General features: G+C 40.4%; 15 protein-coding genes. 14 read left to right on the top strand and 1 reads right to left on the bottom strand.

Going from position 1 to position 18,867, the window contains the following annotated elements; genetic code table 11:
- Nucleotides 1-5: 5 nt before the first annotated feature.
- The 9 genes from AC4E92_RS05760 to mnmL are packed head-to-tail and all read left to right on the top strand — an operon-like array spanning nt 6 to nt 12,148.
- Nucleotides 6-302, top strand: coding sequence for a YggT family protein (locus tag AC4E92_RS05760; RefSeq protein WP_490239642.1), 297 nt, complete (start codon nt 6-8; stop codon nt 300-302).
- On the top strand, nt 299-1,093 hold the full coding sequence (locus tag AC4E92_RS05755; protein ID WP_490239641.1) for an NAD(+) kinase: 795 nt from the start codon (nt 299-301) through the stop codon (nt 1,091-1,093). The genes AC4E92_RS05760 and AC4E92_RS05755 overlap by 4 nt, the downstream gene beginning before the upstream one ends.
- The gene (gene phoU / locus AC4E92_RS05750) at nt 1,074-1,781 is read left to right on the top strand and encodes a phosphate signaling complex protein PhoU (RefSeq protein WP_490239640.1); all 708 of its coding nucleotides are present in this window, start codon (nt 1,074-1,076) and stop codon (nt 1,779-1,781) included. The genes AC4E92_RS05755 and phoU overlap by 20 nt, the downstream gene beginning before the upstream one ends.
- Entirely contained in the window at nt 1,765-5,067 is a 3,303-nt protein-coding gene (locus AC4E92_RS05745; protein WP_490239639.1) for a YjgP/YjgQ family permease, read from the top strand. The genes phoU and AC4E92_RS05745 overlap by 17 nt, the downstream gene beginning before the upstream one ends.
- 27 nt (nt 5,068-5,094) lie before the next feature.
- Complete coding sequence (locus AC4E92_RS05740; RefSeq protein WP_490239638.1) at nt 5,095-6,981, top strand: ATP-dependent helicase; 1,887 nt, start codon at nt 5,095-5,097, stop codon at nt 6,979-6,981.
- 11 nt (nt 6,982-6,992) lie between these two features.
- Nucleotides 6,993-8,543 carry an AAA family ATPase gene (locus AC4E92_RS05735; RefSeq protein ID WP_490239637.1) on the top strand — a complete coding sequence of 517 codons (1,551 nt, stop codon included), beginning with the start codon at nt 6,993-6,995 and terminating at the stop codon, nt 8,541-8,543.
- A gap of 5 nt (nt 8,544-8,548) precedes the next feature.
- Nucleotides 8,549-10,000 carry a phospho-sugar mutase gene (locus AC4E92_RS05730; RefSeq protein ID WP_490239636.1) on the top strand — a complete coding sequence of 484 codons (1,452 nt, stop codon included), beginning with the start codon at nt 8,549-8,551 and terminating at the stop codon, nt 9,998-10,000.
- Nucleotides 9,984-11,234, top strand: a complete 1,251-nt coding sequence (locus tag AC4E92_RS05725) for an amidohydrolase (protein WP_490239635.1) — start codon at nt 9,984-9,986, stop codon at nt 11,232-11,234. Before AC4E92_RS05730 ends, AC4E92_RS05725 begins: the two co-directional genes overlap by 17 nt.
- 32 nt (nt 11,235-11,266) lie before the next feature.
- Nucleotides 11,267-12,148, top strand: coding sequence for a tRNA modification radical SAM protein MnmL/YtqA (gene mnmL, locus AC4E92_RS05720; RefSeq protein WP_490239634.1), 882 nt, complete (start codon nt 11,267-11,269; stop codon nt 12,146-12,148).
- Here mnmL and AC4E92_RS05715 read toward each other — a convergent pair.
- The gene (locus AC4E92_RS05715) at nt 12,145-13,860 is read right to left on the bottom strand and encodes a hypothetical protein (RefSeq protein ID WP_490239633.1); all 1,716 of its coding nucleotides are present in this window, start codon (nt 13,858-13,860) and stop codon (nt 12,145-12,147) included. The genes mnmL and AC4E92_RS05715 overlap by 4 nt on opposite strands.
- Nucleotides 13,861-14,066: 206 nt before the next feature.
- On the opposite strand from AC4E92_RS05715, the gene panD reads away from it, so the two are divergent.
- The 5 genes from panD to AC4E92_RS05690 all read left to right on the top strand — a co-directional run bounded on the left by panD (nt 14,067) and on the right by AC4E92_RS05690 (nt 18,864).
- Nucleotides 14,067-14,435: an aspartate 1-decarboxylase gene (panD, locus tag AC4E92_RS05710; protein ID WP_490239632.1), complete on the top strand. Its 369-nt coding sequence runs from the start codon at nt 14,067-14,069 to the stop codon at nt 14,433-14,435.
- Nucleotides 14,436-14,718: 283 nt separating this feature from the next.
- Nucleotides 14,719-15,846 (top strand): ROK family transcriptional regulator, encoded by a 1,128-nt coding sequence (locus AC4E92_RS05705; protein WP_490239631.1) that lies wholly within the window; start codon nt 14,719-14,721, stop codon nt 15,844-15,846.
- A 12-nt stretch (nt 15,847-15,858) separates the two neighbouring features.
- The gene (locus tag AC4E92_RS05700) at nt 15,859-17,103 is read left to right on the top strand and encodes a sugar ABC transporter substrate-binding protein (RefSeq protein ID WP_490239630.1); all 1,245 of its coding nucleotides are present in this window, start codon (nt 15,859-15,861) and stop codon (nt 17,101-17,103) included.
- A 42-nt stretch (nt 17,104-17,145) separates the two neighbouring features.
- Nucleotides 17,146-18,033, top strand: coding sequence for a carbohydrate ABC transporter permease (locus AC4E92_RS05695; RefSeq protein WP_490239629.1), 888 nt, complete (start codon nt 17,146-17,148; stop codon nt 18,031-18,033).
- A gap of 9 nt (nt 18,034-18,042) precedes the next feature.
- Entirely contained in the window at nt 18,043-18,864 is an 822-nt protein-coding gene (locus AC4E92_RS05690) for a carbohydrate ABC transporter permease (protein WP_490239628.1), read from the top strand.
- Nucleotides 18,865-18,867 lie beyond the last annotated feature (3 nt).

Genomic DNA, 18,867 nt, shown 5'->3' with positions numbered 1-18,867 from the left:
GTACTGTGTTTGTCCTTTCAAATTTATTCATGGCTATTGCCAAGGTCTTACAGGTTTTTATATATTTTGAATTGACCTGCGTTGTTATCTCAGCTATTCTAAGCTGGATAACGCCTTATCATTACTATCCATTCAGGCAGTTTGTGGATGGTGTATCTGCGATCGTGCTCAGACCACTCAGACGGATTATACCTCCTATTGGACCGGTGGATATCACTCCAATGATAGCAATATTGATCTTGACTTTTCTGGATGTTTTTGTAGTACGGACCTTGATTGATCTGGCGGTGGTGTTGCGTTGAATTACTCAGCCGCGATAATCTTCAGAAGTGATAAAGCAAGAGAAGCACAGTTACTTGCCGAAAAAATCAGTGCACATATTGAAGTTAAGCAAATATGCGAGGCGAAGAACGAGAAAGTCAGTCAGGAATGTGATTTTGCAATCATCATCGGTGGAGATGGTACGGTTTTAAAAGCCGTGAAACTTTTGAATATTCCCATCGTGGGATTCAAGGCAGGAAGGGTTGGATTTTTAGCATATTACAGACTCGAAGAAGTGGATCGATTCTTAGATGATCTGCACAAAGGTAAGCTGATCGAAGAAAAAAGATGGATGCTGAAAACCCAGATACAAGACGTACAATTTCATGCTGTTAATGACATCGTATTTCATACACCATCTGGTCAGATGAGTGAGTTTGACATTTTCTTTGATGGTTGCTCTGTTCTTTCTTTCTTTGCAGATGGGATTTTAGTTTCAACTCCAACTGGTTCAACGGCGTACAACCTTTCTCTTGGCGGAGCAATCGTTGTCCCAAGTTGTGATGTTATTCAAATTTTGCCCATTGCGCCTTATTATTTGCAAAACAGAAGCATAATTTTACAGAGCCAGCGAAAAACTGTCATTCGCACTTCAAATGAGTCTGAGGTCTTGGTTGATGGTGTTGCGGTCGGTAAAACAACACAGATAGAGATAACAAAATCCGAAAGGTATTTCACGCTTTTGAGACCCGACTATTATGATTTTTTCACCGTGCTTAAAGAAAAGGTAGGTTATGGAAGAGGTGTTCAAAATGAAATGGATAATCGATGAGAAAAGTGAGATGTTCAAGAAAGCGTTAATGAAAATGGGATGGTATATGGAAAAGATGTTCTTGCGTTCACTTGAAGCTATTGAAAATAGGGACATAAAGCTGGCAAAGCAGGTGATAGAAGACGATAATATCCTGGATCAGATGGAAATAGAACTGAGAGAAGAAGCTGCTGCAATGCTTGGTATTCACAATCTCACCGGTGCTCAGTTGCGGTTCATCGTCAGCAGCATACAGCTTGCAAATATCTTTGAAAGAATAGGGGACAACGCCAGAAGAATTTCTCAGATAACCATAACTATTCTCAGAGAACAGCAGATTACCTTCATTCCGGGTCTTCTCAAGCTTGGCAGATTGACATCATGGATGTTGAAGGAAAGTCTCAGATTGCTTGCAGATCTTCAAACAGAAGGGGCTTTTGAAATCTGCTCAAAGGACGCCGAGATAGATGAGCTTTATATGGAACTCAGGAATGAACTTTTGAATTTTACAAAGCAAGACCAGAAGAACATCGATCGTGATGTTTTGATACTCGAACTTGCTCAAAAAATAGAAGAGATTGCAGATCTTTCAACAAACATAGTCGAAACGGTTCTTTACGTGGTGACTTCTGAGTCTTACAAGTGTTTTAGAGATGAAATGAAACTGTTCAGGCAAAGTGAAGGTGTTCTGTTTGACAATACTGACTAAGTACATTTTAAAACTCTCAACAGGTCCAATATTGATAGGTCTGGCTGGTTTTGTCATCTTTGTCAGCGTCGAGGTTCTCTATCAACTCTCTGATCTGATAGTCCGTCACAGAGTTGGCATTATCGTTCTGCTGAGAGTTCTGTACTATTATCTTCCATACTTTGTGGCACTTGGAATACCTGTTGGTGTTTTGCTTGCGATATTCTGGGTTCTGTCACAACTTTCAACGGATCATGAGCTGATGGCTTTGCAGGTTCATGGAATATCTCTAAAAGTTCTCATCGTTCCCTTTCTGATACTCTCGATTCTTTTGAGTTTTTTGACTTACTGGCTGAGCGATCGTGTAGTGCCGGATTATAATCAAAAAGCAAATGAAGCACTTTCGAAATACGTTTACAGAAGACCAGAGGTCTTCATCAGTGAGAATATTCTCACCAAAATCGATGAAAGTCAGTATTTCTATGTAAAAAAGTACGACCGTCAAAACGGCATTTTGCAGGATGTCGTGCTTTTCAGAAATGAACCCAACGAAGAAGAGATCATCACAGCCAAGAAAGTTGTCAGAGAAGAAGAAAAGTGGTACATGTACGATGGCAGGCTTTACAGAGTCGATAAGGATGGTATGCTCAGGTTCGATGTGAAATTCAACAAAGTGGAACTGGATCTGAAGCAGGATTTGGAATCGATCATGCGCTTTGGTAAAACACCAAAGGACATGAAAAGTGAAGAACTCAGAGACAGAATAACGACCTTTAAAAAGCTCGGTATAGATCCATCACCATGGATTGTGGAACTGCACAGCCGTTATTCGATTTCACTGGGACCTTTGATAATCGTTCTGGTCGGCATACCTTTATCTCTCATGTTCAACCTAAAAAGTAAATCCTGGGGGGTTATTCTGACCTTTGTGATAATCGTTCTTTACCAGGGTTCAGGCGCATGGCTTGGTGCCATGGGGAAAGAAAGACTCATCGATCCTGTGCTTTCGGCGTGGTTACCGGACATATCTTTTGCGGCAACCGGAGCTATCCTGTTCCTGCTTCTGGATACTCCTTTGAGTTACAGGTTGAGAGAAAGACTCTCCAGACTTTTTTTGATTTTACTGTTATTCATGGTCACAAATGTTATGGGCACAGAAAAGCTAACTGTTAACGCGAGTTCTGTCACTTACGATGCAACATCGGTTGTTTTCAGTGGAAATGTCGAGGCGCTTTTTCAAGATTCAAAGGTTGAATGTCAAAAACTCACAGTTTTTCTGAATGAGTCTAAGAACGCACAAAAGATCATTGCAGAAGAATCTGTATCTTACACAAAGAAAGATACAGCGATAAGATGCCAGCAATTCACATATGTTTTTTCTGAACAGTACAGTATGATGGCAAACATTCGCGGTAAGACCATTTACACAGATGAAGAGAAAACCAAACACACTGTGTATTTTTCCGGTGAAGTTCTTGAAGGGCAACACGACAAATCTTTGATTCAGAAAGGTTATTTGACAACTTGCGAACTGGATCAACCTCATTATCGAATGCAAGCTTTGAAGGTCGAGGTAAAGGAGAATGAATATCTGGCAGCCTATGACGTGGTGATCTTCATACTGAATGTTCCAACTGTCTATCTGCCAGTTTATTTTGTTTCATTAAAAGAAGGTCCACAGCCTTTTGCTGTCAAATTGGGATATTCGAAATCAGATGGTTTTTCCTTTGAAAGTTCATACAACGTAAGCTTCAAAGATGGGTCTATTGGTGCAAAGATAGGCTGGCAGGAATCTGGCGATACACCTGGCAGTTATGCGCAGTTTGATTTGAAAAGAGAATGGTCCATTTTTAAGATTCAGTCCAGTTATTACGTTCGTCAACCGCCTAAAGCACAGGATAACGTTTATCAATTTGATGGTTCTTTATCTTTGAGTGAACCTGTATCGATGAAATTCAGAACTTTTTTCAAAAATAACAGCAATTATTTTGAATATCAACTCTTTCCGATCAAAGAACTCTCTGTTCAGTTCTCAAGATCACAGAACTTTGACAAAGTGACCTGGGTTTTGCCATACGTGTATTTGAAAAAAATCACTTTACCATTTGATCTTTTCACACTCACAGTGAATTCTTTCTACCATCGCTCAACAGTCAGTTATAATCAGGGTTCGCTTTTGGATCATTTTGACGAGCTTGATACAACCGGAAGATTAAGCTCAACGCTATCTGTAAAAATGCCTTCTATTTTCAAAAATCTGCAGGTTGATTTTTCAGGTTTCTACGAACTGACAGATTTTCAACCAACCAGCAGAACATATTTTGTGCTGGATTCAAACCTTCCTTTCAAAACGGTGAGAGCCAATTTCGGTTTACTGGAATGGACAGTTGATAACTCCCTGATGGCAGGTATCTGGACAGGTGTTAACAACGAAAAAATAGGTTATAGATTTGCCCAGTTATTCAATAACAAACTCACATTCAAGCCATTTGACTTTCTCAGTTTCTCTGCTGGCTATTCGAGAACCGGGGTGATCACAAACAACGTATATTCATTCAGCAACAGCTCAGAAGTATCAAAAATCAACCTGCTTGCAAAGTTGAATGTACCAACAACGCTTTTTGAAGTTTCTACAGCCTATGATCTTTTGACTTCAACGTGGGATGATCTGACTATCAAAACCAGTACCGCTTTTAAGATGTGGCAGATGGGGGTTGCAGTCTACACAAATACTGTATACCAGATCGAAAAAGAGCAGTTTTACAAAACAGATTTTGACATCGATTTATCATACAGCACATTTAGGCACGTGACGGAGTTTACGTACTTCTACAATCAGGAAAAGCCAATCGACATAATCACAAATACCCTCACAGTAAAAGGCACCGATTTTTTGTTCATGACCAATCCAGACATAAAGCTTGTTTATAAACTCAACGCTTATCCGTTTGATCTTCTGTCAGTCGAAGCCAAAGGTATCTTCTATACGGGTAAGGCAAAACACGAGTTCTCGGGCTATTACATCAAAGGATCATCCAGACTCCGTTTTTCGTACAATTTATCCGGGTTCGATCCTGCCATTGGTTTGTACATAAATATGAACACCGAAACATTTGCCATCAGTGATTTAAAGTTCACACTGGAAAAGGACCTTCATTGCTGGGGTCTCATCTTCGAAGGTCAGTTTTCTGTGGATCGGGCTTTTTCTGTGCAGAAACTTTCTTTCAAATTCTACATAAAAGAGTTCCCAAAAAAGACCTTCACAGTTGATCCTTTAACCGGTACCTTTGATACGAATGTCTTTTAATGATAAAATTCAAACGAGGTGTGTTTTTTGGTAGATTATCTTTCCGAACTGGATGAAGAACAAAGACAAGCTGTTTTGAGTTCTTCTGGTAGATCAATAGTCATAGCCGGTCCTGGTTCAGGGAAAACAAGGGTTATCACCTACAAACTCTTACATTTAATCAGATGCGGAGTAAAACCTTCGGAAATCCTGCTTGTCACTTTCACGAGGGCTGCGGCAAATGAAATGATAGAGCGTGCAAAACTTCTCACAGGTATGGATCTTGAGGACATCACCGCCGGCACCTTTCATCATGTTTGCAATCTGATACTCAGAAAATATGCTTCAAGAGTGGGACTGTCACCGAATTTCTCCATTCTCGATGAAGAAGATTCAAAAACTCTCATCAAACACGTAAGAACAATCGTACTGGAAAAAGAAGGTGAGATCAAACATTTTCCAGCTCACAGCGTGCTCCAGAAGATCTTTTCGTACTGTGCAAACACTTTGACACCGTTACATGAAGCGATTTTAAAACTCAATCCCAAGTACATAGAGTTCGAGCCTGTTATTGAGCGTGTATACACAGAGTACACCGTTGAAAAAAGAAATCAGAATTGCGTTGATTACGATGATCTTTTGATTTTTGCAGTTCAAGTTTTACAGCAAGATGTCTCTGCACGGACTAAAGAAGCTTCAAAGTACAAGTGGATTCTAGTAGACGAATTTCAGGATACAAATATCTTGCAGCTTCAGTTGATAGAATTGCTCTCAACAGTACACGGCAATGTGGTAGTCGTGGCAGATGATTCTCAGAGCATCTATTCTTTTCGAGGTGCAAGGTATGAAAATGTCAGAGATTTCATGAATGTGAAAAACACAAAATTGTTCAAAATCCAGACAAACTACCGAAGCGATGAAACAATAGTCAATCTTGTAAATAGACTGATTCCGAAAAAGTCCGTTCCAAAGACTTTGAGAGCCGTGAAGACCGGTGGGAAAAAACCTGTAGTGGTTGAAACAAATGACAAAGAAGAAGAAGCGCGCTTTGTTGCCCGTGAAATACTGCGATTGATTGAAAAAGGTTTTGAGCCCGGTGAAATTGCCGTGTTGTACAGAAGCCATGCTCATTCACTTGATCTTCAGATTGAGCTTTCAAAATCACAGATTGATTTCAAAATACTCTCCGGGATTCGATTCACCGAAACAGCACATGTCAAAGACATCTTGGCTTTTTTGAAGATCTTTCACAACGCACGTGACAAAATATCCTGGAGCAGAGTCGCAAGGCTTTTTCCGGGTGTTGGAGCAAAGACAGCGTCGAATCTCGCTGAATACGCTTTTGAATTTTCAAGTACAAAGACTGTAACTCAGATAGTTCAGGAATTTTTTGCCAAAAAGACTCAAGTCAAAGATTTCATCGATTTGGTGCGTAAGGTTTCTGAAAAAGAAACTGCGAGTGAGAAGATAAAAGTGATCTATGAAGATTTCTATTCTCGATATCTTCAGGACAATTATCCAGATTTTCATGATAGACAGATGGATATCGAAAGATTGATCCAGATCGCCGAAAGGTATAAATCCTTGGAGAGATTTTTGTCAGATCTCACACTGAACCAGGACGAAGAAAATGACAACCGTTCAAAGGGCAAAGTGATCCTGACGACGATCCATCAGGCAAAGGGCCTTGAGTGGGATGTTGTCTTTATTCTCAGTGTGAATCCCGGTGATTTTCCAAGTTACTACGCACTGATCGATGGTAATCTGGATGAAGAAGAGAGAATTTTCTATGTTGCGCTGACGCGACCCAGGAAATTGTTGTATATTTTAAAGCAGAGATTCTCATCTGTACCTTACATGTACTGGACAAATGGTGCAGATTTCGTGAAAAAGATACCACCAAATCTGGTTGAGCACTTAGACATTCGTTTTTAGGAAGTGTTTGTGTGCTTGTACACTTTGCTGGGAAGAATTTGCTGTACTTTGACCAGTTTGAATTTTCCTTTTCTGAAGGTTTGAACGTGATAACCGGTGAAACTGGTGCCGGTAAATCGATTTTGTTGAGAGCGTTGCAGGCAGTTCTTGGCAGGAAAGTCGATCTCCCAGCAAACGATAATTGCTATCTGGAAGCCTTAATAACTGTTCCAGATCAAAAACTGGCTGAATTTGGAATAGATGAAGACGAGGTCGTGATAAGCCTTTCTTTGGGTAAACGGTGGGTTTACAGGTTAAATGGAAAAATGTGCACTCAGAGCACCGTTGAACTTTTGTTTGAGGACTTGGTATACTTCCACCAGCAGAATTCTCAAACTGGTTTGCTCAAACCAAAAAACCAGCAGATTTTCCTTGATGCCTTTCTTGAAGATCAGCACATAGTTGAGGAATATTCTCAGTTATACCGGACTGTGAAGGAACTTGAAAAATTTCTCGATGAAATTGACCTTCAGACATTACAAAAACAGATAGAAAACCTTCGCTCAGAGATCGAGTATTTTGATCGAGTAAAACCGTCAGAAGAAGAAGAAATTTCACTCAAAGAGAAATATGAGCGAATCTTAAAACGCCAGCAGATAGCAGAAATTCTCTCAAAGGTCACATCTGTCATTGAAAATGATTCACCTGATGGTTTTGCAACACTCTGGGATGTGCTTCAAAGATCCGAAAAACTTTCCCGCATCTTTCCAGCAGGATTCGTCGATCTTTTGAAAGAAGTTCTGGAAAAATCGCAGGAACTCAATAGATTTGCAAAATCAAATCTTCAGGAACTGGAAATAGAAGATATCAAAGAAATCGAGCAAAGAATCTGGGATTACAATGATATAAAACGCAGGTATGGTCCGGAAATCAAGGATGTAATTGAATACTTTATCAAGGCAAAGTCCAGATACGATGAACTGAACAGCAAATTGCAAAAATTTTCACAGGCGAAAGAACAGATAAAACAGCTCAGAAACCGTGCTTTTGAATTGGCAAATGAAATTCACGATCAGCGCGTTCAAGCCGCACAGGACATAACAGAGCAGGTGAAAAAACACCTGAAAGATCTGGCGATGAACATGAATTTTTTGGTGAAAATTGAAAAGTTGCAGGATCTGAATGCGGCTGGAATTGATCAGGTTGAGTTCACGGTGGTTTTGCCAAACCAGGATCAGTTGCCTATAAAGAATATCCTTTCTGGAGGAGAACTTTCAAGGTTATTGCTCTGCTTGGAGCTCGTTTATGCTTCCAAGTTTTCTTCACAAACTCTTGTTTTCGACGAAGTCGATGCCGGTATAGGTGGTATGGTAGGTAATGTGCTTGGCAGAAAACTGAAAGATGTCTCCAAAAACCTTCAAACGATCGTTGTAACGCACTTACCGCAGATAGCCGTTCAAGCCGACAGACATTTTGTTGTGGAACGATCTATGGATAAGATGGTTTTAAAAACTTTGAACGAGAATGAGAAAAAGAAAGAGTTACTTAGAATGATCGGTGGCGAAGAAATTTTTCAGAGGTGATCGTTTTGATACTCTTCGGTACAGGCGGTATCAGGGGCGTCATGAAAAAAGGTGAATTTGATCATGATCTGGTTGAAAAAGCAAGCAGAGCAGTTGCAAGTTGGATGCTGAGTGAATCTCACCAAGGTATAGTCATTGCCTATGACACGAGAAAAAATTCAGAAGAATTTGCGAAACTCGCCGCAGAAACTGTGTCATCGTACGGTATTGAAACTCATCTATTTCAAAGACCCGTACCAACACCGATTTTATCTTTTGCGATCAGGTTTATGAAGGCTTCGGCTGGCATTGTGATCACCGCAAGCCATAATCCTCCACAGTACAACGGCTTTAAAGTTTACACATGTGACGGCGTTCAAGCCATACCGGTACACACCGAGAAAATTTCGTCTTTTATGGATAAACCACTTCCTGCCTGCCGTGAGCCTTTGGTTCATCCCGTGCCGGAAGAAGTCATAAAAGAATACATCGATCGTGTCGTTGGGTTGATCAAACCATACGTTCTGGATTCCTCAAAGGTGAGCTTGGTTTATTCGCCGCTTCACGGTACGGGAGCGGAGTTTGTACCAGTTGTTCTTGAATCGTTGGGAATAGATTTAGTTTGTGTGGAAAGTCAAATGCATCCAGATCCAATGTTCTCAACTGTCAAATTGCCTAATCCCGAAGAAGAGAGTGCCTTTGAGCAAATAATAAAATACGCTGACGAGCGAAAAATCCATTTTGGAATTGCTACAGATCCAGATTGCGATAGAGTGGGTTTTATAGCTTACGGTCGTAGATTGACAGGCAATCAGGTGGGCATTTTGCTCAGCGATATGCTCAGCAAAGAATTTCAATCTGGCAGTTATTTGTTTAAAACCATTGTCACCACCGATATGGTCAACCACATTTGCAAAGATCGCAATCATCTGGTTGTGGAAACCCCGACTGGTTTTAAGTTCATCGGCAGTGAAATAGAAAAAAGAAGCACAGATCCAGATTTTAGATATTTTCTGGCTTTTGAAGAAAGCTGTGGTTATCTGACCGGAGATTTTGTCAGAGACAAAGACGGTGTGATCGGATCTGCACTCATAGCAGCCATGTGTACAAGGTTCAATCCCATCGATCAGTTGAATTACCTGTACGACAAATACGGTTATCATCTCGAGAAACTCATTTCCTTTGAAGTAGAAAGTTCTGAGCGCGCGAAGCGTCTCTATGAACATCTGTCCAGTATGCCACCACAGAAGATAGGTCACTTCAAGGTGGAAGAATTATACGATTATTCGCTGGATAAACTCATACCAAACCAGACTCTATTGATCAGGGTCAATGGAGCAAAGATATACATAAGACCTTCGGGCACCGAACCGAAGTTGAAAGTGTACATCAAAGTTGAAGAACAAAACAAAGAAAAGGCTGAAAGGAAAATGACGGAACTGGAAAAGGGGTTGAGAGAACTTGAAAATTCTGCTTGAGAATGCTCTGGTTTTGAAAGACGCATTTTCTCATCCGGCAGTTTTGAAGATTTTAATAGAAGATGGGAAGATCTCGCAACTGGGAGATATTGTTGATGAGAATGTCGATGAGAGATATGATTTTTCAGGTAAATTGATAATGCCCGGTCTGGTGAATTCTCACACGCACGCTGCCATGACATTGATGCGGAGTACTGCCGAGGACATGTACCTGGAGGACTGGCTTTTTAAAAAGATCTTTCCCATAGAAGAAAGGTTAACACAAGAAGATGTTTATTATGGCACCATGCTGGCTCAGATGGAAATGGCGCGAAAAGGCGTTGTGGCTTATGTGGATATGTATTTTCACTGTGACGCAGTTGCACAGGCTGCGGTTGACTTTGGTATGAAGGCTTTGATAACCCGTGGTCTTACAAACAAAGGCACCCCTGGTTCTGATGGCGGCAGATTGCGCGAGAATGTGCAGTATTTTGAACGCTGGAACGGAAAAGATGGTTTGATACTCGTCGGCTTTGGTCCTCATGCACCTTACAGTTGTTCCTTGGATTATATAGATCAAGTATGCAAAGCTGCGCGCGATCTGAAGGCAAAAGTGACTATTCATCTGTACGAATCAAAAAAAGAAAATTATTCCTTGGTGGAATTACTCAAAACGAGTCTTTTTGAGTGTGATGTCATTTTTGCACATTGTGTTCATGTCAAAGATCAGGAGATTGACCTTTTAGCAAGAAAGAACTTTTTTATAGCACACAATCCAACGAGTAATCTGAAGCTGGCAAATGGTATTGCACCGATTCATAAGATGCTGAGCAAAAATGTTCAGGTATGCCTTGGTACCGATGGTGCAGCAAGCAATAACACGCTGGACATCTGGCATGAAATGAGGCTTGCAGCTCTTTTACAGAAGATGGATGATCCGACAAATGTAACCGTTGAACAGGCTTTAGCCATGGCAACGATCATGGGAGCCAAGGCGAGCGGTCTTGCGGCTGGGGCAATTGAGATTGGCGCAGATGCCGACTTGATAGTTATCGACATACAAAAACCATGGTATTTGCCGTCCAAAAACTTAAAAGCACATCTTGTTCACTCGGCAAATTCGACCGATGTCTTTGCAACGATGATAAAGGGCAAATGGGTTTACATGAACGGTGTTTATCCTACGATCGATGAGTCTGAAATAAGAAGAAAATCCATAGAGGTGATGAGAAGATTAATAGATACCGAAAACTGAGTGAATATCTCAAGCAAAGATATGGTACAAAGGTGCACAGGCTTATCATAGATGCGGGCTTTAGCTGTCCAAATCGTGAAAAATCCAGCCCATGTATATTCTGCGATCCAACTGGTAGCGGTTTTAATGCCTTTCACAATCTTTCCATAAAAGAACAGGTGCTGAGACAAAAGCAATGGGCAATATCCAAGTATGGGTCCGAGAAATTCATTGTCTATTTTCAAGCTTTCACAAACACATATGCACCTGTCGATCTTTTAAAGAGAAAATATCAGGAAGCTATTGTGGATGAAAGTATTGTACAACTTGCTGTATCAACAAGACCAGACTGCCTTCAAGAGCCAGTTCTTGATGTTCTTGAAAGTTTCAAAGAAAGAGTGGATGTTTCTGTTGAACTTGGACTTCAAACTATAAACCCAAAGACCCTTAGAATTATCAAAAGAGGACATGGCTTAGCAGAGTTCATAGATGCTGTTTTGAGGGCAAAAAAACACCAGCTTGAAATCGTTGTTCATGTCATCGTAGATCTGCCATGGGACGAGATTGAAGATGTCATAGACACAGCAAGAACTATTTCATCACTTGGTGTGGATGGAGTGAAATTACATTCGCTCTATGTCGTGAGGGGAACTGAACTGGAAGAAATGGTCAGTAAAGGACAGATTCAATTACTGAGTTTTGATCAATACAAAGATCGCGTAATCGCTTTTTTGGAAAATCTTTCAGACAGCATCGTGATTCATCGGCTTGCCTCAGACCCTCCAAAAGATATGACAGTATATGGAAACTGGGGTATGTCAAAGCTGGAAATCGTCAACCAGATAGAAAAAGAACTCGTATCAAGAGACACCTATCAGGGTAAAATTTTTAGAAAATGGCTTGAGTCAACTTGCGGCAAAGATACCATCCTTTAATCTACAAAAAGTGCCAAAACCGAATTTTCAAAGCCATATGAACATCTTTGAACGGGAACTGCTGGATCTGTGATGTCATACACCTTCAGGTATTTATCGTGTACAACGAATAACTGATTTTTACAAACCATGAGATTTTTTGTCAAATTCAGATTTGTTTTCTGCCCGGTCATGGTGTTTAAATCAATCACGTAAAAACCATCATCGACAGCCACGTAGATATACTGTTGATACACATCCACAGCCTTTGGTGTACCAGAGATTGGTACTGAACCTCTGTAGTTCAGATTGCTATTATTGATCGTATAATACTCTAAATTGCCGTTGTTGTAAACAAAGATCTTATCATCCTCAGTAAAGGCATAGCTGCCGGCTGTCTGAGTTATTATGTTCCCATTCAGGTCACGAACCTGCACCTGATTTTGAGCAACTGTACACAGATAGTCATCTACAGACAAGAAGTTGACATATTGAATGCTGTATTGATCATATTCAAAGCTGGAAAGATTTAACCTATATACCTTATTTGCTCCTATCAAAAAAAGATAATCTTCTGTGAAGTCTGCAGGCGACATTATGAAAACAGATTTGCTCCTGAGAATTTCAAAGGTTGTTGAATCAAATTCCACCACGCCGCTGTTTGTTGCAGCATACAGAAGGTTACCTTTTGTGTGTACATGAAAGGGACTTTGTGCTAAACTGACGGTTTTTACTATCTCAAAACCAGAATCTGTTCTTTTCAAACTGTAGAGTTTACTGCCAGCTCCCACAAAAACTCTGTTTGTGTCTCTTGTTATACTGAAAGGTTGACAGAATCCACTCTGAAGACCCGACGATGATTTTGCATTGATGACGTAATAGTAAGTCTCACACTCTATGACATTACTGTCTGTGAAATTACACTGTTCAAGTGGAGTTGAATTCAATTTAAGCCATAAAAAACCTTCTTTTCTGTACAAATCATATGAATCAGCGCCTTCAACAGGATCCCATTCTATCTTAATCCCGTCCTGAAGGTTTGTGAGTGTTGCATTGCGTACCACATCCAGATGCTCAATTAAAACCTCAACCGATAGATTTCCAAATCGATCGATTGTCACGTTGAAAATATTGGTTCTTCCCGGCTGAAGTTCTAAGCCGTATGAACCTGTCTGCGGCACAGTCATGATAACATTCTGTTCAGAAAAAAGAGTTATTTTCATATCCCAAACGGCGCTTTTCAGGCTGTTAAAAGAAAAAACCGCTGTTCTATTTTCAACAGGTTTCTTTTCGTTAATATTTTCAGCACCACAGCAAAGATCCACACTGATACTATCTGGCTGGTCTGATTGTACATTTACATTCAAAACAAGATCAGCGGTATTCAGCGAAAGATTCAATGAACAGTAATTAGTCTGATTGGCGATGACCTTAACCTGTTCAAAAGCCGTGTACAGTATGTGGTTATTCTGGTCCAATATCTGTACGCTGATATTCCAGAGTCCTTCCTCGATTGAGTCAAACGTCACCTGAGAAATGGGAAAATCGAAAGTTTTTTGTAAAACCCTGCCATTTTTATCTATTCTGATTATTCCTGTAGTTGCCTGCGAATCTGGTATAGCTTTGAGCTGGTTGAAGTTGACGATCAATTTACCTTTATTGTTGTTGAGTTTCAAACATCCAGAAATTAAAAGAGTAATCACAAGTACTGCCAGCAAAGTCGCTTTTTTCATCTAATAACCCCCCAAAAATTGTATTTGTATTTTGTCTTTATTATATACCAGACAGGTATTGAAAACAAACACTTTATAAAGCAATAGTGGTTAAGATAACAGGATTGAGCTTATATTCAAAAGGAATATTAATTCTCAATGTCTGTATTTGAAAATCTTTGTTCCGTTCTGTGAGAGTTGTTATAATCAATTTTGGAGGGATTAGCGTGATGAGATTCATGCTCAAGTCAAAACTTCACATGGCTACAGTGACAGATAAAAATATGGCATACGAAGGAAGTATTGAGATAGATGAAGAACTGATGAAAGCCGTTGATCTAAAAGAAAACGAAAAAGTACTTGTGGCAGATGTGAACAACGGTGAAAGGTTTGAAACCTATGTCATAAAAGGAAAGCCAAACAGTGGAGTCATAGCACTGAATGGTGCTGCGGCGCGCCTTGTCGAAAAAGGAGACAAGGTTATAATAATGAGCTTTGCCCTTTTCAGCGATGACGAATATAAAGGACCAAAAGTGGCGATACTGAACGACAAAAACCAGATCGTTCAAATAAAAAACAAAACAGACTGTTGCTGAAAAAACACGTAGTTTGTGTTAACTTGAGTTAACCACTAATGTTTTTTATTCAAAATACCCAGAAAAACCCAGAAAAGCGATGCATGGAATAGAAAACCACACCTTAATGCAAAACCATTCCACAAAGCGGTGTGAATTCATCTTCAACCAGCCATAACCGCAAATTCAGCGATTTGACAGCAACGGAAAAAGTGATACTCTGTTGTTAGTAAGATATATTAACTAACTAACAACATTTGAGTGAGATGAGTTAAAGGCAAGAGCTTTGAAAGGAGAGAGACAGTTGCACTTATTCAAGAATTCTGAAGCCCGTGTACTGGAGTTTATTCGAAGAAATTCACCTGTATCAAGGGCACGCATAGCCTCGCAGATTGGAATGAGCAAACCGATGGTTTCTGAAGCGGTTCAGAAGCTTGTTGAACTTGGTATAGTGAAGGAAACAAGCAAGGGCAGGAGTACATCCAGGGGAGGGAAAAAACCTATTCTTCTTTCTTTTAACCCTCAATACCGTCAAATAATCGGTATCGATGTGGGTGGTAGCAAAATCAAGGCAGTTGTGACTGATTTGAATGGTGAAATTCTACTTGCGAAGAATTTTTCTTCAAAAACTGTCAGATCAAAAAGTGATCTATACGGTCTAATAAGAAATATCGTTGAGTCGATGAAACAAGATACTCAAAAACTTTTGGGAATAGGTATAGGTGTTCCGGGCACTGTGGATTCAAAAACAGGTTTTGTGAGTTACATGCCGGCATTTGATCTGAAAGATATACCACTCAAGCAGGACCTGCAAAGTATCACGGGAGTGCCAGTTTTTGTGGGAAACGATGTGACACTGAATGCTCTTGGTGAGATGTGGAAAGGAGCAGCAAAGGGTTATAAAAACGTTTTGATGATCTCACTCGGTACGGGAACTGGCGCCGGGATAATAATAAATGGCAAACTCTATGAAGGCAGTAGTGGAATGGCTGGTGAAATTGGTTACATGATAACAGACTGGTCCAAAGAAAAAGATCACGATTTACCATTCGGCAGGTTAGAAAGGTGGTTTTCGGGTTATTATTTTGAAAAAATACTCAAAGACAACCGTGTGCAAACAACTGTGAAAGAGTTTTTCGAGCTGAGCGACTTTGATCCCAATTTTGGAAAAATCGTTGATGAAGCCTGTGAACATCTTGCTTTTGCCATATCAAATGCCGTGTGTCTTCTCAATCCGGATGTTGTTGTGATAGGGGGTGGGATAGGGTACAATCAGTATGAAAGGATCATCAAAAGAATCCTGCCTGTGCTTGAAAATATCACTCCCAGAGAGATTCTAAAAGATATCATTTTCACAAAAGCCAGTCTCGCAGACTTAGGAGTTGTCTTAGGTGCAATCTACATGGTGCAGGAAAATATTTTCATCATATGAGGAGGTGTTACTGTGAAGAGGTATTTGCTGGTTGTTTTGGCTGTTCTTTTAATTGTCTCTGTCTCTATCTTTGCAAAAGTCAAGATAGTTTACTGGCAGTACTATTTTGAAACAAAGGTCAAGGCAATCGACGAACTGATCAAGGAATTTCAGAAACTCTATCCGGATATCGAAGTCGAACATGTGACCTTTCCTTATGAAACTTTCAACGAAAAAGTTGCAGCATCTATACCTGCCGGAACTGGACCGGATGTGGTAAACCTGTACTATGGATGGATACCAAAATACGTCACTTCCGGCTATCTGCAACCTCTTCCAAAGAGTGAATTTTCAGATGAGTATTTCGCAAATAACTTCTTCTCTTTTGTCCCAAAGGGTGTTGAATTCATGAATGAACGTTATGCTCTGCCGATAGCCGTAAGAAGTCTTGCTCTGTTCTGGAATAAAGATCTTTTCAAAGAAGCCGGTCTGGATCCACAAAAGCCTCCAAGGACACTTCAGGAACTTGTCGAAATGGCAAAAAAACTCACAAAGTATGATAAACAGGGCAATATAGTTCAGGCAGGTTTGGCAACACAGCCATCTGGACAAGGTCACCACTGGATAAGAGAAGTCCTGACCAGACAGTTTGGAGGAGCACCGTACAGCGATGATTATACGAAGGTAACCTATCAGAATGTTCCTGAGGCGCTCAAATTTTACACAGATCTTATAACAGTTCACAAGGTTGGCTATCCAGGTTTTATGAACGACGATATCACTGCTTTCACATCTCAGGCAGCTGCAATGAACATCGATGGATCCTTCAGAATCGCTTCATTGAAAAAGGCTGGTATAAACTTTGGTGTTGCCGAACTGCCAGAATACAATGGGATTAAATCCAATTTTGCTTCTTTCTGGGCAAATGGAATTACAAAGAATGCAACTGGAGAAAAATTAGACGCTGCGATCAAGTTTATAAAATTCCTCTCCAGCGACAGAGTGATGGAAATCTGGCTCGAAAAAGTTGGAGAACTACCTGCAAATCCTGCTGTGGCACAGAAATATTACAACGATCCGGTTTACGGTCCGTTCTTAAAAGGTCTTGAGTATGCACACGCAACGATGTTTGTGGATGAAACAGCACAAAGGCAGGTCATGATGGATGCCGTTGACAAGGTCTGGCTCAAGGGGATTTCACCTGAACAGGCTTTCAAAGAAGCTGCACAGACTGAGCAGAGTATTTTGGACAAATTCTGGAAATCGGTGGGCAAATGAAATACGGGCGCGACTGAAGTCGCGCCCTTTTGAGGTGAAAATATGAAGCTCAGACAAAAAAAGATTTTGACTGCATATCTTTTTCTTTTGATACCGCTCACTTTTTTCGCTTTTATACGTTTTTATCCAATGATATCTGCCTTTTATATCAGCTTCACAGACTGGAACATAATATCTCCTGTGAAAAATTTTGTTGGTCTTTCAAATTATGTGACTATCTTCAAAGATCCTGTTTTCAGAATATCTTTATTCAATACGCTGAAATATGTGGTATATGGTGTACCGAGCGTGATAATCCTTTCACTGATACTTGCACTTTTACTGAACAACATCACAAGATTTCAGGGATTTTACAGGTTGATCTACGTCATGCCTTATATCACACCGCTTGTAGCCACGAGCTGGGTCTGGAGATGGATGTACCAGAAACCGCCAACCGGTGTTATAAACAATTTTTTGGGTCTTTTTGGCATACCTGCCAGAAGTTTTTTAATGAGCACGACCGAAGCTTTGCCTTCAATAGTTGCAACGACGGTCTGGATTGAAGTTGGCTACTGTGTGATCATTTTTCTTGCAGGCCTTCAGAGTATACCAAAAGAGTACCTTGAGGCTGCGAAGGTGGACGGTGCAAATCGAAGGCAGTTGCTGTTCAAAATAACCATTCCATTGCTCAATCCCGTGATCGTCTTTTTATCGGTGATGGAGACAATAATGTTTCTGAGAATATTCACTCAGGTTTACAACATGAGCGACCAGGGATCAGGAGGTCCTTTGAATTCCACCAAACCACTGGTGCTCTACATATACCAGAAGGCATTCAAATCATTCGACATGGGAACGGCTGCTGCTGCAACTGTTATTCTGTTTCTCATCATACTTGGAATAACCATAGTTCAGCTCAAGGTTTTGAACAGAAAGATCCAGTACTGAGGTGATAAAATGACAAGATCAGATAAAGTCATCAAGTTCATGAGTTACGTCATTTTAACTGCTTTGATAATCGTCATGACCTTTCCATTTTTCTGGATGGTTCTATCATCCTTAAAACCTTTCAGGGAGATATACAGACCCTATTTGTTTCCCAAAACCCCAACGCTTGACAATTACAGGCAGATAATGAGTTCTTCGCTTTTTCCAAACTGGTTTTTGAACAGTGTACTTGTAGCTCTATCAACTACCTTTTCCGTTTTATTCTTTGATTCTCTTGTGGGGTACACGATAGCCAAATATCGTTTTCCAGGAAGAAATATCATCTTCATTTTCATTTTGAGCACTCTGATGATTCCCACAGAGATGCTCATAATACCATGGTACATAATGTCCTCAAAGCTCGGGTGGATTGACACATACTGGGGAATAATGTTTCCCGGCATGATAACTGCTTTTGGAATTTTTCTGATGAGACAGTTCATGGAGACGATACCAGACGATCTTTTAGATGCGGCAAGGATCGACGGAGTGTCTGAATTTGGAATATTCTACAAAATAGCACTGCCTCTTGTTAAACCCGCATTAGCCTCGCTGGCGATTTTGAACTTCATAGGCAACTGGAACGCTTTTCTCTGGCCATTGATAGTTTCTTCAAAGCCGAAGATGTACACCTTGCCAGTGGGATTGGCTTATTTTTCAAGTGAAAATTTAATGCACTGGGAGCTCATCATGACCGGAGCGACCATCTCAACAATTCCGCTGATAGTTGTTTTTCTGATATTCCAAAAACAGATTATAAGGGGAATAATGCTTTCTGGATTGAAAGGATGATTT

It is taken from the genome of Pseudothermotoga sp. (genome assembly GCF_031962025.1).
Lineage (GTDB): Bacteria > Thermotogota > Thermotogae > Thermotogales > DSM-5069 > Pseudothermotoga_B.
The sequence above is the reverse complement of the archived record's forward strand: the minus strand, read 5'-3'. Positions and strand labels throughout refer to the sequence as shown.